A 19071-nucleotide genomic window follows, 5' to 3' on the forward strand; every position below is an offset into this window, starting at 1 on the left:
ACGTGCCACGCCGTCCCTCCGACGACGACTGCCCGCGCCCCTCTAGGGCGCGGAGGTGACGTGCTGGAGCGGCCCCTGCCCCTTGCAGGGGCCCACCGCGAGCCTGCGAGCGGTGGGGGGCAAGGGGTGCTTTTCAGACGCGGAAGCCGAGCGCGCGGAGCTGCTCGCGGCCGTCGTCGGTGATCTTGTCCGGGCCCCACGGCGGCATCCAGACCCAGTTGATCCGGATGTCGTCGACCAGGCCGGGGCCGGGGCCGCCGGTCAGCGCCTGACGGGCCTGGTCCTCGATGACGTCGGTCAGCGGGCAGGCCGCCGACGTGAGGGTCATGTCGAGGATCGCCACGTTGGACTCGTCGACGTCGATGCCGTAGACGAGGCCCAGGTCGACGACGTTGACGCCCAGCTCGGGGTCCACGACGTCGCGCATGGCCTCCTCGAGGTCCTCGAGCAGCGCCGACTTGTACGCGGGCAGCTCGGCCGGCGTCTCGTCGGCGGTCACGTTCTCGGTGGTCTCGCTCATCGGGTGGACCCTCCCCAGGCTCGGGCGGACGCGTCCTTCAACGCCATCCAGCTCATCAGCGCGCACTTGATGCGCGCGGGGTACTTCGACACACCGGCGAACGCCACGGCGTCCTCCAGCTCGTCCTCGAGCTTCTCGGCGACGGCGGGGTCGCCCTTGGCCTGCATCAGGGTCATGAAGTGCTCGCCGGTCTCCAGCGCCTGCGGCACCGTCTTGCCGATGACCAGGTCGTACATCGCCGACACGGAGGCCTGGCTGATCGAGCAACCCATGCCTTCGTAGGACACGTCGGCGATGGTGTCGCCGTCCAGGTGCACCCGCAGGGTCACCTCGTCACCGCAGGTCGGGTTGACGTGGTGCACCTCGGCCTCGAACGGCTCCCGCAGGCCGCGGCCGTGCGGGTTCCGGTAATGGTCCAGGATGATCTCCTGGTACATGTTCTCCAGCTGCATCAGCGGCTCGACCTCACACCGTTCCGAAGAACTTCTGGGCCGCGAGAATTCCATCGGCCAGCGCGTCGATGTCGTCGTAGCCGGTGTGCACGTAGAACGTGGCGCGGGTGGTCGCCGGCACGCCGTACCGCCGGACGACGGGCCAGGCACAGTGGTGCCCCACACGGACGGCGATCCCCAGGTCGTCGAGGACCTGGCCGACGTCGTGCGGATGGATGCCCTCGACGGTGAAGGAGACCGCTCCCCCGCGCGCCACCGTGTCGGGCGGGCCGACGACGGTCACGCCGGGGATCTCGGCCAGCTTCTCCAGCGCGTAGCCGGTGATCGCCTTCTCGTGCGCCTCGACGTTCTCCATGCCGAGCGCCTCGAGGTACTCGACGGCGGCGGCCAGCCCGATCACCTGCGCGGTCATCGGGACGCCGGCCTCGAAGCGCTGCGGCGGGGCGGCGAAGGTGCTGCGCTCCATCCGGACGACCTCGATCATCGAGCCACCGGTCAGGAACGGCGGCAGCTTGTCGAGGACGTCGTAGCGCCCCCACAGCACCCCGACACCCGTCGGACCGAGCATCTTGTGCCCCGAGAACACCAGGAAGTCCGCGCCGAGCTGCGTCACGTCGACCGGCTGGTGCGGCACCGACTGCGCGCCGTCGACCAGTACCAGGGCCCCGACCTCGTGCGCCCGGGCGGTGATCTCGCCCAACGGGTTGATCGTGCCGAGGATGTTCGACTGCTGGGTGACCGCGACCAGCTTCGTCCGCTCGTTGATCACCGTGGTCAGGTCGGAGAGGTCCAGCCGGCCGTCGTCGGTCAGGCCCAGCCAGCGCAGGGTCGCCCCGGTGCGCTCGCAGAGCTGCTGCCACGGCACCAGGTTCGCGTGGTGCTCCATCTCGGTGACCACGATCTCGTCGCCCTGGCCCACCGCGTAGGTCCGGAACTCCGGCTCCTTCGCGGTGGCAGCGTTCGAGAGCGCGTAGGCCACCAGGTTGATCGCCTCGGTGGTGTTGCGGGTGAAGACGATCTCCTGCTCGGGCGCCCCGATGAACGCGCCGATGGCAGCGCGGGCGGCCTCGTAGGCGGCCGTGGCCTCCTCGGCGAGCTGGTGGGCTCCCCGGTGCGGCGCGGCGTTGACGTTCTCGTAGAACCAGCGCTCGGCGTCCAGGACGCTGCGCGGCTTCTGCGAGGTGGCCCCGGAGTCGAGGTAGACCAGCCGCTTCCCGTCCCGCACGGTGCGGGACAGGATCGGGAAGTCCGCCCGGATCGCCTCGACGTCCAGAGGCAGGGGCGCCTGCTGCGCCCCTACAGGACGCGAGACGGTGACGGTCATGCGGAAGCGACCTCCGTCGAACCCTTGACGTACGCGGCGTAGCCGTCGTTCTCCAGCTTCTCCGCCAGCTCGGCGCCGCCCTCCTCGGCGATCCGCCCGTTGACGAACACGTGCACGAAGTCGGGCTGGATGTAGCGCAGGATCCGCGTGTAGTGGGTGATCAGCAGGACGCCGACGTCACCCTCCTCACGGGTCTTGTTGACGCCCTCGGAGACGATCCGCAGCGCGTCGACGTCGAGGCCGGAGTCGGTCTCGTCGAGGATCGCGATGCGGGGCTTGAGCAGGCGCATCTGCAGGATCTCGTGGCGCTTCTTCTCACCACCGGAGAAGCCCTCGTTGACGTTGCGCTCGGCGAACGCCGGGTCCATCTCCAGGCCGGCCATCTCGGTCTTGACGTCCTTGACCCAGGTGCGCAGCTTGGGGGCCTCGCCCTTGATCGCGGTCGCGGCGGTGCGGAGGAAGTTCGACACCGAGACGCCGGGGACCTCGACCGGGTACTGCATGGCCAGGAACAGGCCGGCCCGGGCGCGCTCGTCGACGGTCATCGCGAGGACGTCCTCGCCGTCGAGGGTCACCGTGCCACCGGTGATCGTGTACTTGGGGTGCCCGGCGATCGAGTAGGCCAGGGTCGACTTGCCCGAGCCGTTGGGGCCCATGATCGCGTGCGTCTCGCCCGACCGGACGGTCAGGTCGACGCCGCGGAGGATCTCCTTGGCGTCATCACCCTCGCCGACCGTGACGTGCAGATCGCGGATCTCCAGGACGGACACTCTTGTTCGCTCCTCAGTTGCTGGCTCAGTGTGCGGCGCGCATGGCGGGAAGGCTGTCGTCGATGGCGACATCGACGTACACGTCCTCCCCTTCCACGCGGGCCGGGTAGACGGACACCGGCTCGGTGGCCGGCAGGTTGGTGGGCTCGCCGGTGCGCAGGTCGAAGCACGACCCGTGCAGCCAGCACTCGATGGTCGGGGCGCCGTGGAACTCCTCGACGTCTCCCTCGGACAGCGGCACCTCGGCGTGGGAACAGAGGTCCTCGATCGCGTAGACCTCGCCCTCGAACCGGACGACGGCGATGTCGACGTCGTCCAGCTCCACCCGCAGCGAGCCCGGCTCGGGGATGTCCTTCAGCGCGCAGACCCGCTCGAAACTCATGCCGGCTGCTCCACCGACTGCTCCTCCAGGCCGGGGAGGGCGCCGAGGCGGGCCTCGATGGCGGCCATCAGCCGGTCCTGCAGGCCGTCGATGCCGATGAGCTGGACGACGTCGGCGAAGAAGCCGCGCACCACGAGGCGGCGGGCGGTCTCGGCGTCGATGCCGCGCGAGCAGAGGTAGAACAGCTGCTCGTCGTCGAACCGGCCGGTGGCGCTGGCGTGGCCGGCGCCGACGATCTCACCGGTCTCGATCTCCAGGTTGGGGACCGAGTCGGCGCGGGCGCCGTCGGTGAGCACCAGGTTGCGGTTGAGCTCGTAGGTCTCGGTGCCGGTGGCGGCGGGCCGGATGCGGACATCGCCGATCCAGACGGTGCGCGCCTCCTCGCCCTGCAGCGCGCCCTTGTAGAGGACGTTGCTGCGGCAGTTCGGGACGGCGTGGTCGACCCAGAGCCGGTGCTCCTGGTGCTGGGTCTCGTCGGCGAAGTAGACGCCGAAGAGTTCCGCGGTGCCGCCGGGGCCGGCGTACTGCACGTTGCTGACCAGGCGGACGAGGTCGCCGCCGAGGGTCACCACGACCTGCTTGAAGGTCGCGTCGCGGCCGACGACGGCGTCGTACTGGCCGCCGTGGACCGTTCCTGGCGCCCAGTCCTGCACCGAGACGAGGGTGACCTGGGCGCTGTCGCCCACGATGATCGCGACGCCGCCGGCGTAACGAGCCAGGCCGGTGTGGTCCAGGACGATGGTCGCCCTCGCGAAGGCGCCGACCTCGATGACCAGCTGGCCCCAGACGATGTCGTCCGAACCCGTGCCGGCGAGCCCGAGGGTCACCGGACGGTCGAGCTGGGCCTCGGACTTCACGCGGACGACGGCCGCGCCGCCGCTGCGCTGGCGGGCCAGCGCGGCCAGCCGGTCGGCCGGCTCGGGCAGGGCCTTGAGCAACGGGTCGCCGGCCTCGACGCTGGTCAGCTCGACGCCCTCGGGCAGGTCGGTCGTCCACGTGAGGTGGGCGTCCGACGGGGCGCCGTCGAGCAGGGTGCGCATCCGCTTCATCGGGGTGAAGCGCCACGTCTCCTCACGACCCGTGGGCACGCCGAAGGCGTCCGGGTCGGTCGAGGTGAACCGCTCGGCCGGCGAGCCGGTCGGGGCGGGACCACCGTGCGAGTGCGCGCCCGGAGCGACGCCGGTGCCCTCGGCCGGGGTGGTCGGGGGCCCGGCCTGCGCGCCCACGCCCGGAGCGAAGAGCTCCGAGGCGAGGGCCGCAGTGTCGGTGGTGAGTTCGGTCGTGCTGGTGTTCTCGGGACTTGCCGACATCAGCCGACGGCACCTTCCATCTGCAGTTCGATGAGCCGGTTCAGCTCGAGGGCGTACTCCATGGGCAGCTCGCGCGCGATCGGCTCGACGAACCCGCGCACCACCATCGCCATGGCCTCGTCCTCGGACAGGCCGCGGCTCATCAGGTAGAAGAGCTGGTCGTCGCTGACCCGGGAGACCGTTGCCTCGTGGCCCATGGCCACGTCGTCCTCGCGGACGTCGACGTAGGGGTAGGTGTCCGAGCGGCTGATCGTGTCGACGAGCAGGGCGTCGCACTTCACCGTCGACCTGGAGCCGTAGGCGCCCTCGTCGATCTGGACCAGACCGCGGTAGGAGGTACGGCCACCGCCACGGGCCACCGACTTGGACACGATGGTCGAGGAGGTGTGCGGGGCGGCGTGCACCATCTTGGCACCGGCGTCCTGGTGCTGACCCTCGCCCGCGAAGGCGATGGACAGCACCTCGCCCTTGGCGTGCTCACCGGTCATCCAGACCGCCGGGTACTTCATCGTCACCTTGGAGCCGAGGTTGCCGTCGACCCACTCCATGGTCGCGCCCTCGTGGGCCACGGCCCGCTTGGTGACCAGGTTGTAGACGTTGTTCGACCAGTTCTGGATGGTCGTGTACCGGCAGCGCGCGTTCTTCTTGACGATGATCTCGACGACCGCGGAGTGCAGCGAGTCGCTCTTGTAGATCGGCGCGGTGCAGCCCTCGACGTAGTGCACGTAGGCGCCCTCGTCGACGATGATCAGCGTCCGCTCGAACTGGCCCATGTTCTCGGTGTTGATCCGGAAGTAGGCCTGCAGCGGGATGTCGACGTGCACCCCCTTGGGGACGTAGATGAACGACCCCCCGGACCACACGGCGGTGTTCAGCGCGGCGAACTTGTTGTCACCGGACGGGATCACCGAGCCTAAGTACTCCTGGAAGATCTCCGGGTGCTCCTTCAGGGCCGTGTCGGTGTCCAGGAAGATGACGCCCTGGTCCTCCAGCTCCTTCTGGATCTGGTGGTAGACGACCTCGGACTCGTACTGCGCGGCCACGCCGGCGACGAGCCGCTGCTTCTCGGCCTCCGGGATGCCCAGCCGGTCGTAGGTGTTCTTGATGTCGTCGGGCAGGTCCTCCCACGAGGCGGCCTGCGCCTCGGTGGAGCGCACGAAGTACTTGATGTTCTGGAAGTCGATGCCGGACAGGTCCGAGCCCCAGTCGGGCATGGGCTTGCGGTTGAAGAGCTTGAGGGCCTTGAGGCGGCGCTCGAGCATCCACTCCGGCTCGCTCTTGCGGCGGGAGATGTCGCGGACGACGTCCTCGTCGAGCCCGCGGCGGGCCGAGGCACCGGCGACGTCGGCGTCAGCCCAGCCGTACTCGTAGCGGCCGAGCTGCTCGATCTGCTCGTCCTGCGTCAGCGGCGTGCTGGTCACCGGCTGCTGGGTGCTGGTCATACGGGCGTCCTCTCCCGGTCGTTCACGAGGGCGGTGCTGGTCGGTGCGGTCCTGGTGGACGGTGCGGTGCGCGCGCGGTGCGGCGCTGCTCGCTCACCTGGTACAGGTCGTGCGGGGGCCGATCTGTTCCCCGTCCGGATGTGGTCCCGGCTGCTGCGGAGGGTGTCCGCCGCGAACGGCCCCGGGATGTGGGTGGTGCAGATCCCGTCGCCGTGGGCGATGGTGGCCAGCCGCTGGACGTGGGTTCCCACGAGCCGGCCGATCACCGCGGTCTCGGCCTCGCACAGCTGGGGGAACTCCGCGGCCACGTGCGCCACCGGGCAGTGGTGCTGGCAGAGCTGCCCCCCGCTGGAGATCGCCGAGGCCGTGGCAGCGTAGCCCTCGGCCGTGAGCGCGGCGGCAAGGGCCTGGGCACGGTCGACCGGCTCCCCGGGCCGCGCGTCGACCGCCTGCTCCACCGCACTCGATGCACGGGCCTCGAGGCCGGCGAGCTGCTGCTCGGCCACGGCCCGGACGGCGTCGGCGCCGCCCGACGCGGCGACGAACCGCAGCGCGGTCAGTGCCAGGTCGTCGTAGGCGTGCGGGAAGGAGGCCCGGCCGGCATCGGTGAGGTGGAACCGGCGGGCGGGCCGTCCCCGGCCCCGGTGGGCCGTGCTGCTCCCCGGCCCTCCCACGCGCTCCTCGAGCCGGCCCGCGGCGACGAGGGAGTCCAGGTGCCGGCGGACGGCGGCCGGCGAGATGCCCAGCCGGGTGGCGAGCTCGGTGGCGGTCTGCGGGCCGTGCTCCAGCAGCAGGGCACTGACGCGGTCGCGGGTACGCCCGTCGTCGGCGGTCACCGACGTGCGCGGGTGTGCCCCGTCGACGGTGCGAGCGCTTTCCACAACACGAGTGTGTCCTATTTCAACTGCCCCGCAAGCAAGGTCCACCTAAGAAGGGCGGGTGGGGGTCCGTTCGTGAGCAGGCTCACGCCCGGGAACGGGGCCCTGCAGGGGCCCGCCGCGAGCCTGCGAGCGGTGGGGGGCAGGGGGTCCTTCTAGCATCGGGGCGTGCCGGTCCTGCCCACCGCCTTCTCCCCCGCGACCGTCTCGCGCGTCGCCCTGGCGAACGCGGTCGCCAACGGTCTGATCGTCGTGACCGGCGGCCTCGTCCGGCTGACCGGGTCCGGACTGGGTTGCCCCACGTGGCCGCGCTGCACCGAGGAGAGCTTCGTGGCGACGCCGGAGCTCGCCGTCCACGGTGTCATCGAGTTCGGCAACCGCTTGCTGACCTTCGTGCTCACCGCCGTCGCCATCGCCACCGTCGTGGTGGTCTTCCGGTCGGTGCGGCGCGACCTGCGGGGGCTGGCGGTGCTGGGCTTCCTCGGCATCCCGGCCCAGGCCCTGCTCGGCGGTGTCACGGTGCTCACCGGCCTCAACCCGTGGACGGTGGCGGCACACTTCCTGCTGTCCATGGTCCTGGTCGCCGTCGCCACCGTGCTGTGGCTGCGCTCCCGCGAACCGGGGGTCGGTCAGCCGCTGCTCCGTCGTCCGCTGGTCCTGCTCGTGCGCGGCATCGCCGTCGTCACCGCCGTCGTCCTGGCGCTCGGGACCGTCGTGACCGGGAGCGGGCCGCACAGCGGTGACCCGCAGGCCGGGCGCACGGGGCTGGACCCGGAGCTGGTCAGCCAGGTGCACGCCGACGTGGTCTTCCTGCTGCTGGGCCTGACGGTGGCCCTGCTCCTCGCGCTCTACGCCACCGAGTCCCCCGGCCGGGTCCGCCGGGCGGCCCGGGACCTGCTGATCGTCCAGCTCGCCCAGGGCGTGGTCGGGTACGTGCAGTACTTCACGAACCTGCCGATCGCGCTGGTCCTGGCCCACATGCTCGGCGCGGTGCTGATCACCGCCTACACCGCGCGGCTGGTCTGGTCGGTCCGCGGCCCGGCGTCCGAGCTGCCGCTCCCCTCCGCCGCGGAGCCCGCCGCCGCCACGCGTTGAGGGCGGGCCGTCAGCGTGCGCTGATCGGCAGTGCTGGGCCTCGACCTGCCGATCCGCGCACACCGCCGGCGCGACGGCGGTCACTCGGGCCAGACGGGGACGACGGCGAGCGCACCGTCGGCTGACTCCCACCGCCCGCTCGTGACCGTCTCCGGGGCGGTTCGTGCGTCCGCCCAGGCAGGCCACGCGTCGTCCTCGTCGTGCCAGAGGAGCCGCCCGCCGGCGACGTAGGTGACCACCGGCCACCCGGCCTCGATCAGGTCCTCGATCTCCGGGCCCTCGATGCGTGAGGCGCGCAGCGAGTAGGTGCGCCCGTCCGCCCCCACGAACTGGCCCATCCGCGCGTTGGCGAGGTCACGCCGCACGGCTTCAGACGATGGCGTCGACGACGATCGCGACCATCAGCAGCGCCAGGTACGAGATCGAGACGTGGAACAGCTGCATCGGCTTGGTCTCCCCGCCCCGCACGATGCGACGCAGCAGCCGGTGCGACTCGAGGACGAACCAGCCGCCCAGCAGCGCCGCGGCGATCGTGTAGCCCAGCCCGATGCCGTAGTCGGCCGCGACCGGCCACAGCAGCAGCGAGACGGCGAGGGTCACCCAGGCCCAGGCGACGGTCTGCCGACCGACCGACACCGCGGTGGTCACCACCGGGAGCATCGGGACGTCGGCCCGCGCGTAGTCGTCCTTGAACCGCATGGCCAGCGCCCAGAAGTGCGGCATCTGCCAGCAGAAGACCACCCCGAACACGACGACGGCGGGCCAGTCCAGCGATCCCGTGACAGCGGCCCACCCGATCAGCACCGGCGCCGCCCCGGGCACGCCGCCGAACTCGGTGCTGCGCCTGGTGTGCCGCTTGAACACCATCGTGTAGAGGACGGCGTAGTAGAAGATCGCGCCGGCGGCGAGGGCCGCGGCCAGCAGCGTCGTGGTGAGCGCGAGCAGCAGGATCGAGCTGACCGTGAGCACCGCACCGAAGATCAGCGCCGCGCGCGGGGTGATCTCCCCCGTCGGCAGCGGCCGCTTCTGCGTGCGGTGCATCAGCCGGTCGATGTCGCGGTCGAAGTAGCAGTTGAAGACGTTGGCCGCGCCCGCGGCGAGGGTGCCGCCGACGAGCGTGGAGAGCAGCAGCGTCCAGGACGGCCAGCCGCGGGCGGCCAGCATCATCGCCGGCACCGTGGTCACCAGCAGCAGCTCGATGATGCGCGGCTTGGTCAGCGCCACATAGGCGGTGATCCGCGCACGCAGGACGGCGGGCAGGCGGCGAGCGGGGTCGGCCTGGCGCTCGGACAGAGCCGTCACCGGGTGCCCTCGTGCGCGCGGACGCGCGGGCAGCAGGGCACCACGGGGTCCCTTCGAACCGGGGATGGGAACGGCCGCAACTGTAGCCCGCGCACGGGCAGGCAGCGGTGAGGCATCGGCACGGACGACTAGGGTCGATCACGTTGATGCCGCGTGTGCAGCGGGTAGGGCCGACGTCGACGACGACGGTGCGCCCCCGGTCAAGAGCCGGTCCGGGCGGAACGCTCAGCCACACGACGCAGGGCCGTATTCGAGGGAGCACCCAGCACATGACCCAGAGCACCCCGTCCGAGGCTCCGGCCGAGGCGGCGACCGACGCCCCGACCGGCAGCCCGGTCCAGCCGCAGCCGACCCTGCCGGCCGATTTCGGCGACCTGGACCGCCGGGCGATCGACACCGCACGCGTCCTGGCGATGGACGCCGTCCAGAAGGTCGGCAACGGCCACCCCGGGACCGCGATGAGCATGGCGCCCACCGCCTACCTGCTCTTCCAGAAGTGGCTGCGCCACGACCCGAGCGACCCGAACTGGGTGGCCCGTGACCGGTTCGTGCTGTCGATGGGCCACTCGAGCCTCACCCTCTACATCCAGCTGTACCTGTCCGGCTACGGGCTCGAGCTCACCGACCTCGAGTCGCTGCGCACCTGGGGCTCGAAGACCCCCGGCCACCCCGAGGTCAACCACACCCCGGGCGTCGAGACGACGACCGGTCCGCTCGGCCAGGGCGTCGGCAACGCCGTCGGCATGGCGATGGCCGCGCGCCGGGAGCGCGGTCTGTTCGACCCCGACACCCCCGAGGGCGAGAGCCTCTTCGACCACACCATCTGGGTCTTCGCCTCCGACGGCGACCTCGAGGAGGGCGTCAGTGGCGAGGCCTCGTCGCTGGCCGGGACCCAGCAGCTCGGCAACCTGGTCCTCGTCTACGACGACAACCGGATCTCGATCGAGGACGACACGAACGTCGCCTTCACCGAGGACGTCGGCAAGCGCTACGAGGCCTACGGCTGGCACGTCCAGCGGGTCGACGACGGCGAGGACCTCGCCGCGATCGACGCCGCCTTCGCCGCGGCCAAGGCCGAGACCGGGCGCCCCTCGATCATCGTGCTCAGGACCGTCATCGCCTGGCCCGCCCCGAACAAGCAGAACACCGGCGCGGCGCACGGCTCGGCGCTCGGCGAGGACGAGGTCAAGGCCACCAAGGAGATCCTCGGCTTCGACCCGGACCAGACCTTCGAGGTCGCCCCCGAGGTCATCGAGCACGCCCGGAAGGTCGTCGACCGCGGCCAGGAGGCCCACGCCGCCTGGCAGCAGCGCTTCGACGCCTGGGCGCAGCAGCACCCGGACAGCGCCGCGCTGCTGGAGCGCATGACCACCCGCACGCTGCCCGACGGGTGGGTGGACGAGCTCCCCTCCTGGGACGCCGACCCGAAGGGCGTGGCCACCCGCAAGGCCTCCGGCGAGGTGCTCGCGGCGATCTACCCGACCCTCCCGGAACTGTGGGGCGGCTCGGCCGACCTCGCGGAGAGCAACAACACCGCGGTCAAGGGGGAACCGTCCTTCCTCCCCGCCAACCGGCAGACGAAGATGTGGTCGGGCGGTCCGTACGGCCGCACGCTGCACTTCGGCGTCCGGGAGCACGCGATGGGCGCGATCATGAACGGGATCGCCCTGCACGGCGGCACGCGCGTCTACGGCGGCACCTTCCTCACGTTCTCCGACTACATGCGCGGCGCGGTGCGGCTGGCCGCGCTCATGCAGCTGCCGGTCATCTACGTGTGGACGCACGACTCGATCGGTCTCGGGGAGGACGGGCCCACGCACCAGCCGATCGAGCACTTCGCGGCGTTGCGGGCCATCCCGGGCCTGGACTTCGTCCGGCCCGCCGACGCCAACGAGACGGTGGTGGCCTGGCGGACGATCCTCGAGCACAACGACCGGCCGGCCGGCCTGGCGCTGTCCCGGCAGAACCTGCCGGTCTTCGACCGCACCGCGTTCAACTCCGCGGAGGGGGTGGCGCGCGGCGCCTACGTCCTCGCCGAGGCCTCGACCGGCAGCCCTGAGGTGATCCTGCTCGGCACCGGGTCGGAGGTGCAGATCGCGGTGGCCGCCCGCGAGCGGCTGGAGGCCGAGGGCGTGCCCACCCGGGTCGTCTCCGTCCCCTGCGTCGAATGGTTCGCCGACCAGGACCAGGCCTACAAGGACGAGGTGCTCCCACCGTCCGTCCGGGCCCGCGTGAGCGTCGAGGCCGGCGTTCCGATGGGCTGGCGCGAGTTCGTCGGCGACGCGGGCCGCATCGTCGGCCTCACCCACTACGGCGCCAGCGCCGCCTACAGCGTGCTGTACGAGCGGTTCGGCCTTACCGACGAAGCCGTCGTGGCCGCCGCCCGGGAGAGCCTGGAGGCCGCCCGATCCGGCGATGCCGTCCCGACCGGCCCCGTGGCGGCCACGGGCGGTCTCCCGCATCCCACCGGCGACCGCTGAGGGACCCCACTGCCCCCGCCGTGAAAGGACTCCGTCCCCCCAACCCTCCGCAAGCTCAGTGCGGGCCCCGAGACGGGGCCTTGGGCCCCTGCAGCGGGGCCGCTCCCCCACCCGATCGAGAAGGGCACGAGACATGGCACAGAACGAGAAGCTGGCCGAGCTCTCCGAGGCAGGGGTCGCCGTCTGGCTCGACGATCTCTCCCGTGACCGCATCCGCAGCGGCAACCTGCAGTCCCTCGTCGACGAGCACTCCGTCGTGGGGGTCACCACCAACCCGACCATCTTCGCGGCGGCGATCAGCGGGTCGGAGTCCTACGACGACCAGCTGCACGCCCTCGCCGTCCGCAAGGTGAGCGTCGAGGAGGCGCTGCGGACCATCACGGCGTCCGACGTCCGGGACGCCTGCGACCTGCTGGCCCCGGTGGCGGAGATGTCGCCCGGCGACGGCCGGGTCTCGCTCGAGGTTGCGCCCGGCCTGGCCCACGACACCGACGCGACGGCTGCCGAGGCCGGTCACCTGTGGTGGCTGGTCGACCGGCCGAACCTCTTCATCAAGATTCCGGCGACAGAGGCGGGCCTGCCGGCGATCACCGAAACCATCGCCAACGGGATCAGTGTCAACGTCACCTTGATCTTCAGCCCGGAGCGCTACCGCGCGGTCATGGACGCCTACCTCTCCGGCCTGGAGAAGCGCGTGGCCGAGGGCGGCTCGCTCGCCGGAATCGCCTCGGTGGCGTCGTTCTTCGTGTCCCGGGTGGACACCGAGATCGACAAGCGGCTCGACAAGGCGGGCGCCGACCCGTCACTCAAGGGCAAGGCGGGCATCGCCAACGCGCAGCTGGCCTACCAGGCCTACGAGGAGGTCTTCTCCTCCGAGCGCTGGCGGAGCCTCGAGGCGCAGGGCGCCCGCCCGCAGCGGCCGCTGTGGGCCTCGACGGGCGTCAAGAACCCGGAGTACTCGGACACGATGTACATCTCCGAACTCATCGCGCCCGGCACCGTGAACACGATGCCGGAGAAGACCCTGATGGCCTACGCCGACCACGGCGCGCCCGGCGCGCCGGTGCAGAAGTCCTACGACGAGGCCGCCGCCGTGATGCGGTCGGTCGCCGACGCCGGCGTCGACCTCGACGACGTCTTCCGGGTGCTCGAGGAGGAGGGCGTGCAGAAGTTCGTCGACTCCTGGGACGAGCTGACCGAGTCGGTGCGCACCCAGCTCGAGGACAAGGCATGAGCCTGTCGGTCAGCGTCCACGGGCTGGACGTCCCCGACACGGTCCGGGGCCCGCTCACCGAGGACGACGTCCCTGCGCGACTGGTCGCCAAGGACGCCACCCTGTGGGGTCCCGAGGCGGAGAGCGAGTCGGCGATCCGGCTGGGCTGGTTGGACCTGCCGGCCACGTCCCGGGAGCTGGTCTCCCGGCTGGCGGACCTGCGCGCGGAACTTGTCGGCGAGGGGCTGGACCGGATCGTCCTGTGCGGCATGGGTGGCTCCTCCCTGGCGCCGGAGGTCATCTGCCGGACGGCGGGGGTGCCGCTGGTCGTGCTGGACACCACCGATCCCGGTCAGGTGCTCGCGGCGATGGACGACCTCGACCGCACGGTCGTGGTGGTGAGCTCGAAGTCCGGCGGCACGGTGGAGACCGACAGCCAGCGGCGCGCCTTCATCCAGGCGTTCGCCGACGCCGGGCTGGACGAGAAGGAGATCGGCCGGCGTTTCGTCGTCGTCACCGACCCCGGCTCGCCGCTGTCCGAGACGACCGCGGCGATGGGCGCCCGCGCGGTGTTCCTGGCCGACCCGAACGTCGGCGGGCGATACAGCGCCCTGTCGGCGTTCGGCCTGGTTCCGTCGGCGCTCGCCGGTGCCGACGTCGGAGCACTGCTGGCCGAGGCCGAGGATCTCGCCGTCCAGCTGGCCGAGCCGGACAACCCGGCGCTGCAGCTGGGGACGGTCCTCGGCGCGGCCTTTCGCGCCGGTCGCGACAAGCTGGCCCTGGCCGTTGGTGGATCGCAGGGTTCGGGGCCGCAGCTGCAGGGCTTCGGCGACTGGGCCGAGCAGCTGATCGCGGAGTCCACCGGCAAGGAGGGGCGCGGCATCCTGCCCGTCGTCCTCGAGTCCGTCGACGCCCCCGGCGCATCCGGCCCGGACGTCCTGCTGGGGGTCGTCGGCTCCGGCGCTCCCGCGCTGGAGCCGTCGGTCGGCGTCTCCGGACCCCTCGGTGCCCAGTTCCTGGGCTGGGAGTACGCGACGGCCGTGGCCGGCCGGGTGCTCGGGATCAATCCCTTCGACCAGCCCAACGTGACCGAGAGCAAGGAGAACACCCAGCGCATCCTCGGCGAGGGCCTCCCCGAGGAGCGGCCCGCGGCGACGATCGGCGCCATCGAGGTCTACGGCAGCGGCGGAGTCCTCGACGGCGTCGACCTGTCCTCGCACGACGGAGTGTCCCTGGCGATCGACGCGCTCCTGGCGTCGATCCCCCCGCGTGGATACCTCGCGGTCATGGCCTACCTCGACCGGCAGAAGGACGCGAGCGCCGAGGGGCTGCGCGCGGCCCTGGCCCGCCGGAGCGACCACGCGGTCACGTTCGGATGGGGTCCGCGCTTCCTGCACTCGACCGGCCAGTACCACAAGGGCGGTCCGCAGGTCGGGGCGTTCCTCCAGCTCACCGGCGTGGTGGCCGAGGACCTGCAGGTCCCCGACCAGCCGTACAGCTTCGGGACCCTCCAGGCGGCGCAGGCCGGTGGTGACCGCAAGGCCCTCGCCGATCGGCAACGGCCGCTGCTCCACCTGCACCTGACCGACCGCGCCGCCGGGCTCGATCAGCTCCTGGCGACGCTCAGCTGACGGCCGTGGTTACAGCCGCACGACCCGCGTGCTGATCCGCCCCGTCGTCCGGTCCCCCGCCGGGCCGGACGACGGGTGTCCCTCCGATCTCGAGGACCGATCATGATCCCCAACCCGCTGCGTGACCCGCGGGACCGGCGGCTGCCCCGAGTGCCCCAGCCCTGCGCGCTCGTCGTCTTCGGCATCACCGGCGACCTGGCCCGCAAGAAGCTGCTGCCGGCCGTCTACGACCTGGCCAACCGGGGACTGCTGCCCACCAACTTCGCGCTCCTCGGTTTCGCCCGCCGCGACTGGGCGGACCAGGACTTCGCGGAGCTGTCCCGGGAGGCCGCCCGGAAGCACGCTCGCACGCCGTGGCGCGAGGAGGTGTGGGAGCAGCTGGCCGCCGACATCACCTTCGTGCCGGGTTCGTTCGACGACGACGCCGCCTTCGACCAGCTCGCCGCCACTCTCGGCCGGCTCGAGGGGTCACACGGGATCGGTGGCAACGCCGCGTTCTACCTCTCCATCCCCCCGGCGATGTTCCCGACCGTGCTCAAGCAGATGCAGCGGACCGGTATGGCCGAGAGCACCCCGGAGCGCTGGCGCCGGGTGGTGGTCGAGAAGCCCTTCGGCGACGACCTGCTCTCCAGCCGCCAGCTCAACGAGCTGGTCGACTCCGTGTTCAGCGCCGACGACGTCTTCCGGATCGACCACTACCTGGGCAAGGAGACCGTCCAAAACCTGCTGGCCCTGCGCTTCGCCAACAGTCTCTTCGAGCCGATCTGGAACGGCCACCACGTCGACTCGGTGCAGATCACCATGGCCGAGGACGTCGGCATCGGCGGCCGCGCCCAGTTCTACGAGAACACCGGCGCCGCCCGTGACGTGCTGCAGAACCACCTCCTGCAGCTGCTCGCGCTGACCGCCATGGAGGAGCCGGTCGAGTTCTCCCCCGAGGAGATCGGGACGGAGAAGCTCAAGGTCCTGCGCGCCATCTCGATCCCCGAGGACATGGAGACGTTCGCCGTCCGCGGCCAGTACGAGCAGGGCTGGCTCGCCGGGGAGCGCGTCAGCGGATACCGCCAGGAGGAGGGGGTGGACCCCGAGTCCACGACCGAGACCTTCGCCGCCGTCCGGCTCGGGGTGGAGACCCGTCGCTGGGCCGGGGTGCCCTTCTACGTGCGCACCGGCAAGCGACTCCCCCGCCGGGTCACCGAGATCGCCCTCGTCTTCAAGCGGGCCCCGCACCTGCCCTTTGCCGACACCGACACCGAGGAGCTGGGCAACAACCAGCTGGTGATCCGCGTCCAGCCGGACGAGGGGGTAACCCTCAAGTTCGGCTCGAAGGTTCCTGGCAGCGTCATGGAGGTCCGCGACGTGTCGATGGACTTCCTCTACGGCGAGCAGTTCACCGAGACCAGCCCCGAGGCCTACGAGCGGCTGCTGCTCGACGTGCTCCTGGGCGATGCCACGCTCTTCCCGCGGAACGCCGAGGTGGAGGCCTCGTGGACGGTCATCGATCCGCTGGAGGAGTTCTGGGCCGGCACGACACCGCACTCCTACCGGGCCGGCGAATGGGGCCCGCGCGCGGCCGACGAGATGCTGGCCGCCGAGGGTCGCCGGTGGCGCCGACCGTGAGGGGGCGAGTTCCCCCACCCACCCGCCGATCCGCTCCCCCGTCCCCCACCGAGGAGACCCCATGACCACGCTCTGGGACACGACCGGCTCGGCCGTGGTGAAGGAACTTGCGGCGCAGCGGCGCACCGGCGGCGCCGTGCTCTCCGGCGTGGCGCTCACCCTGGTCGTCGTCGCGGACGAGAGCCGGGTCACCGAGGCCGAGGAGGCCGCGACGCACGCCGCCGAGGCGCACCCGTGCCGCGTCCTCGTCGTGGTGCGACGGCAGATCGACGCGCCGACGCCGCGGCTGGACGCCGAGGTGGCGATCGGGGGCCGGCTCGGCCCCGGTGAGGCCGTGGTCATGCGGATGTACGGCCGGCTCGGGTTGCACGCGGAGTCGGTGGTGCTGCCGCTGCTCGCCGCCGACGCCCCCGTGGTGGCCTGGTGGCACGCTCCGCCGCCGGATCAGTTGTCGACCGACGCGCTCGCCGTCTTCGCCGACCGGCGGATCACCGACAGCTCCATCTCCGACGACCCCCTGGCTGCACTGAAGACCCGCGCCGCCGACTACGCCCCGGGTGACACGGACCTGGCGTGGACGCGGAGCACGGCGTGGCGGACGATCCTGGCCTCGACCCTCGACTCGGTGTCCGGCCGGCGGGGGGAACCGGTCGTGGTGCGGAGCGGCCGCATCTCAGGCGATCCGGGAAATCCGACTGCGGCGCTCCTGGCCGGCTGGCTGATCTCGCGGTGCGGTTGCCCCATCACCGTGGAGGAGGGCGGGCGCAGGCCGGGCTCCAGCGGCGTCGACTCGGTCGTCCTGGAGCTCGACCAGGACGAGGAGGTGCAGCTGCACGCCGACCGCAAGGGCAGCGCCGTGATCTCCCAGCCGCACCGGCCCGACGCCACCGTGGCCCTGCCCGAGCGGGCACTGGGTGACCTGCTCAGCGAGGAGCTGCGCCGGCTGGACACCGACGAGCCCTACCGCGACGCACTGGAGGCCGCGACCGGTGTGACCGGCCTGGCCGACCGGTCGCCGGTGCGGGAGTACGTGTGGGTCGACCCCGCCGAGGAGAACGCCGACGGCGACCACCCCAGGGAACGCGCCGCAGCGAAGAGCCCCGACTCGTGAGCACGTCCCCGCCGGACGTCGTCGTCGAGCCCGACGCCGAACACCTGGCACGGGCCGGGGCCGAGGCGCTCGTCGCGCGCCTCGCCGCGGCGCAGGCCGTGCACGGGACGGCGTCGGTGGTGCTCACCGGCGGAGGCATCGGTACCGCGGTCCTCCGACGGGTCGCCGAGCTGGCTGCCGAGCCGGTCGGCGAGACCGTCGACTGGACGGCGGTGCACGTCTGGTGGGGCGACGAGCGATTCGTTCCGGCCGACGACGACGAACGCAACGAGAAGGCGGCCCGCCGCGTACTGCTGGACGTCGTCGGCGTCCCGGCGGAGCGGGTGCATGCGATGCCCGCGTCGGACGGGGAGTTCGCCGAGCCCGAGGACGCCGCCGCCTGGTACGCCGCCGAGCTGGCCGCCGCCGCACCGGAGGGGCGTGCCGTGCCCCGCCTCGACGTCCTGCTGCTCGGGATGGGCCCGGAAGGTCACGTCGCGTCCATCTTCCCGGAGACACCGGCCGCGCGGGACGAGCGTCCCGTCGTCGCGGTGCGGGACTGCCCCAAGCCGCCGCCGACCCGGGTCAGCCTGGGCTTTGCCGCCATCAACGCCGCGGAGGAGGTCTGGCTGCTGGTGTCCGGGGAGGCGAAGGCGCCGGCCGTCGCCGCGGCGCTGGCCGAGGGGGCGACGGCGGAGCAGCTTCCCGCCGCGGGCGTGCACGGCGTCCGGACCACCAGGTGGTTGCTCGACCGCGCCGCCGCCGCCGGGCTGCCCGTGTCGCCCGGACAGGGGCTTAAGTCTGTATCCGCGAGGCACGCGACGGACTCCACTTGAGGCGAGCGGTCGCCTCCGGCCGCTCAGCACCAGCCGTCCAGGAGTTGTCCGATGACCGTCTCCGAGGCCCGCACCGCGAGCACCGCCCCGCCGATCCCGCGCCCGCGCGACGCCGAACCCTGCCTGCCCGAGGCGGCCGGCACCGGGACGCCCCTGGTTCCGGAGCTTCCCGAGGCGCACTATCCCTGGCCGGAGCCGTGGCGGTCAGCCCGGGGCGCACAACCGCGCAGCGAGTTCTGGCACGCCGAGAGCGGCAGCTGGCGATCCCGGGGACCGGTGTCCGCCCCGCGCGCCGACTGATCTCAGACGCTGCGGCGCTGGTGCAGCCGGGTCAGGGCTTCCTCGAGGAGCGCGTCCCCGTCGGCGTCGCTGCGCCGCTCGCGGACGTAGGCCAGGTGGGTCTTGTACGGCTCGCTGCGTGGCGCCGGCGGCGGGTTCTGCTGATCCTGCCCGGCCGGGAGACCGCAGCGCGGGCAGTCCCAGAGCTCGGGCACGTCCGCCTCCGAGGCGAAGGCGACGCGGGTCTCGTGCCGGTTGGCGCACCAGAACGGGATGCGGTTCCGCGGAGCCGCCTCACCGCGCTCGACCTCACCCATCGGACCTGCGCCGACCCGGGTCCCCCGGATCGCATTGCCACCAGCCACGAGCGCCCCCTGCAGTCCTCGCCGGTCGTGCGGCACGTCACGGCCGCGGGCGAAGTCTAGGGCCTGGTGGCGCCATCTCCGG

19 protein-coding genes are annotated in these 19071 nt (G+C 72.0%); 8 read left to right on the plus strand and 11 right to left on the minus strand.

What is annotated here, in order from left to right:
* Nucleotides 1-133 precede the first annotated feature (133 nt).
* The 8 genes from CHB94_RS01910 to CHB94_RS01945 are packed head-to-tail and all read right to left on the minus strand — an operon-like array spanning nucleotide 134 to nucleotide 7081.
* The gene (locus tag CHB94_RS01910; protein WP_089334912.1) at nucleotides 134-520 is read right to left on the minus strand and encodes a metal-sulfur cluster assembly factor; all 387 of its coding nucleotides are present in this window, start codon (nucleotides 518-520) and stop codon (nucleotides 134-136) included.
* Entirely contained in the window at nucleotides 517-972 is a 456-nt protein-coding gene (sufU, locus tag CHB94_RS01915) for a Fe-S cluster assembly sulfur transfer protein SufU (RefSeq protein WP_089334913.1), read from the minus strand. Before sufU ends, CHB94_RS01910 begins: the two co-directional genes overlap by 4 nt.
* Before the next feature lie 13 nt (nucleotides 973-985).
* The gene (locus tag CHB94_RS01920) at nucleotides 986-2296 is read right to left on the minus strand and encodes a cysteine desulfurase (protein WP_089334914.1); all 1311 of its coding nucleotides are present in this window, start codon (nucleotides 2294-2296) and stop codon (nucleotides 986-988) included.
* Nucleotides 2293-3066, minus strand: a complete 774-nt coding sequence (gene sufC, locus CHB94_RS01925; protein ID WP_089334915.1) for a Fe-S cluster assembly ATPase SufC — start codon at nucleotides 3064-3066, stop codon at nucleotides 2293-2295. Before sufC ends, CHB94_RS01920 begins: the two co-directional genes overlap by 4 nt.
* Nucleotides 3067-3091: 25 nt before the next feature.
* Nucleotides 3092-3448 carry a non-heme iron oxygenase ferredoxin subunit gene (locus CHB94_RS01930; protein ID WP_089334916.1) on the minus strand — a complete coding sequence of 119 codons (357 nt, stop codon included), beginning with the start codon at nucleotides 3446-3448 and terminating at the stop codon, nucleotides 3092-3094.
* Nucleotides 3445-4758: a Fe-S cluster assembly protein SufD gene (sufD, locus tag CHB94_RS01935; protein WP_089334917.1), complete on the minus strand. Its 1314-nt coding sequence runs from the start codon at nucleotides 4756-4758 to the stop codon at nucleotides 3445-3447. The genes CHB94_RS01930 and sufD overlap by 4 nt, the downstream gene beginning before the upstream one ends.
* A complete protein-coding gene (sufB, locus tag CHB94_RS01940; RefSeq protein WP_089334918.1) occupies nucleotides 4758-6200 on the minus strand; it encodes a Fe-S cluster assembly protein SufB in 1443 nt (480 codons plus the stop codon). Before sufB ends, sufD begins: the two co-directional genes overlap by 1 nt.
* A complete protein-coding gene (locus tag CHB94_RS01945; RefSeq protein ID WP_089334919.1) occupies nucleotides 6197-7081 on the minus strand; it encodes a helix-turn-helix transcriptional regulator in 885 nt (294 codons plus the stop codon). Before CHB94_RS01945 ends, sufB begins: the two co-directional genes overlap by 4 nt.
* 165 nt (nucleotides 7082-7246) lie before the next feature.
* Between CHB94_RS01945 and CHB94_RS01950 the strand changes: the two genes are divergently transcribed.
* Nucleotides 7247-8173 carry a COX15/CtaA family protein gene (locus CHB94_RS01950; RefSeq protein ID WP_089334920.1) on the plus strand — a complete coding sequence of 309 codons (927 nt, stop codon included), beginning with the start codon at nucleotides 7247-7249 and terminating at the stop codon, nucleotides 8171-8173.
* Between the two features lie 80 nt (nucleotides 8174-8253).
* On the opposite strand, the gene CHB94_RS01955 is transcribed toward CHB94_RS01950, so the two are convergent.
* Together CHB94_RS01955 and CHB94_RS01960 are read right to left on the minus strand one after the other, a co-directional pair.
* Complete coding sequence (locus CHB94_RS01955; RefSeq protein WP_089334921.1) at nucleotides 8254-8538, minus strand: hypothetical protein; 285 nt, start codon at nucleotides 8536-8538, stop codon at nucleotides 8254-8256.
* Between the two features lie 4 nt (nucleotides 8539-8542).
* Nucleotides 8543-9475, minus strand: a complete 933-nt coding sequence (locus CHB94_RS01960) for a heme o synthase (RefSeq protein WP_089334922.1) — start codon at nucleotides 9473-9475, stop codon at nucleotides 8543-8545.
* Nucleotides 9476-9744: 269 nt separating this feature from the next.
* On the opposite strand from CHB94_RS01960, the gene tkt reads away from it, so the two are divergent.
* The 7 genes from tkt to CHB94_RS01995 all read left to right on the plus strand — a co-directional run bounded on the left by tkt (nucleotide 9745) and on the right by CHB94_RS01995 (nucleotide 18645).
* The gene (tkt, locus tag CHB94_RS01965) at nucleotides 9745-11955 is read left to right on the plus strand and encodes a transketolase (protein ID WP_089334923.1); all 2211 of its coding nucleotides are present in this window, start codon (nucleotides 9745-9747) and stop codon (nucleotides 11953-11955) included.
* Between the two features lie 133 nt (nucleotides 11956-12088).
* A complete protein-coding gene (tal, locus tag CHB94_RS01970) occupies nucleotides 12089-13189 on the plus strand; it encodes a transaldolase (protein WP_089334924.1) in 1101 nt (366 codons plus the stop codon).
* The gene (locus CHB94_RS01975) at nucleotides 13186-14799 is read left to right on the plus strand and encodes a phosphoglucose isomerase-related protein (protein WP_089334925.1); all 1614 of its coding nucleotides are present in this window, start codon (nucleotides 13186-13188) and stop codon (nucleotides 14797-14799) included. The genes tal and CHB94_RS01975 overlap by 4 nt, the downstream gene beginning before the upstream one ends.
* A gap of 102 nt (nucleotides 14800-14901) precedes the next feature.
* Entirely contained in the window at nucleotides 14902-16419 is a 1518-nt protein-coding gene (gene zwf / locus CHB94_RS01980) for a glucose-6-phosphate dehydrogenase (protein WP_089334926.1), read from the plus strand.
* Between the two features lie 61 nt (nucleotides 16420-16480).
* Entirely contained in the window at nucleotides 16481-17530 is a 1050-nt protein-coding gene (locus tag CHB94_RS01985; RefSeq protein ID WP_089334927.1) for a glucose-6-phosphate dehydrogenase assembly protein OpcA, read from the plus strand.
* On the plus strand, nucleotides 17527-18345 hold the full coding sequence (pgl, locus tag CHB94_RS01990; protein ID WP_089334928.1) for a 6-phosphogluconolactonase: 819 nt from the start codon (nucleotides 17527-17529) through the stop codon (nucleotides 18343-18345). Before CHB94_RS01985 ends, pgl begins: the two co-directional genes overlap by 4 nt.
* A 51-nt stretch (nucleotides 18346-18396) precedes the next feature.
* Nucleotides 18397-18645: a hypothetical protein gene (locus CHB94_RS01995; protein WP_089334929.1), complete on the plus strand. Its 249-nt coding sequence runs from the start codon at nucleotides 18397-18399 to the stop codon at nucleotides 18643-18645.
* Nucleotides 18646-18647: 2 nt separating this feature from the next.
* Here CHB94_RS01995 and CHB94_RS02000 read toward each other — a convergent pair whose 3' ends face one another.
* On the minus strand, nucleotides 18648-19025 hold the full coding sequence (locus CHB94_RS02000; RefSeq protein ID WP_438264909.1) for an RNA polymerase-binding protein RbpA: 378 nt from the start codon (nucleotides 19023-19025) through the stop codon (nucleotides 18648-18650).
* Nucleotides 19026-19071 lie beyond the last annotated feature (46 nt).

Origin of the sequence: Blastococcus mobilis, from assembly GCF_900188025.1 — a bacterium.
GTDB lineage: Bacteria > Actinomycetota > Actinomycetes > Mycobacteriales > Geodermatophilaceae > Blastococcus_B > Blastococcus_B mobilis.

Coding starts and splice junctions, on each gene's coding strand:
- CHB94_RS01910 (WP_089334912.1), bottom strand. CDS start 520: ATGAGCGAGACCACCGAGAACGTGACCGCCGACGAGACGCCGGCCGAG.
- CHB94_RS01975 (WP_089334925.1), top strand. CDS start 13,186: ATGAGCCTGTCGGTCAGCGTCCACGGGCTGGACGTCCCCGACACGGTC.
- CHB94_RS01930 (WP_089334916.1), bottom strand. CDS start 3,448: ATGAGTTTCGAGCGGGTCTGCGCGCTGAAGGACATCCCCGAGCCGGGC.
- zwf (WP_089334926.1), top strand. CDS start 14,902: ATGATCCCCAACCCGCTGCGTGACCCGCGGGACCGGCGGCTGCCCCGA.
- sufU (WP_089334913.1), bottom strand. CDS start 972: ATGCAGCTGGAGAACATGTACCAGGAGATCATCCTGGACCATTACCGG.
- sufB (WP_089334918.1), bottom strand. CDS start 6,200: ATGACCAGCACCCAGCAGCCGGTGACCAGCACGCCGCTGACGCAGGAC.
- CHB94_RS01920 (WP_089334914.1), bottom strand. CDS start 2,296: ATGACCGTCACCGTCTCGCGTCCTGTAGGGGCGCAGCAGGCGCCCCTG.
- CHB94_RS01985 (WP_089334927.1), top strand. CDS start 16,481: ATGACCACGCTCTGGGACACGACCGGCTCGGCCGTGGTGAAGGAACTT.
- CHB94_RS01995 (WP_089334929.1), top strand. CDS start 18,397: ATGACCGTCTCCGAGGCCCGCACCGCGAGCACCGCCCCGCCGATCCCG.
- sufD (WP_089334917.1), bottom strand. CDS start 4,758: ATGTCGGCAAGTCCCGAGAACACCAGCACGACCGAACTCACCACCGAC.
- tkt (WP_089334923.1), top strand. CDS start 9,745: ATGACCCAGAGCACCCCGTCCGAGGCTCCGGCCGAGGCGGCGACCGAC.
- tal (WP_089334924.1), top strand. CDS start 12,089: ATGGCACAGAACGAGAAGCTGGCCGAGCTCTCCGAGGCAGGGGTCGCC.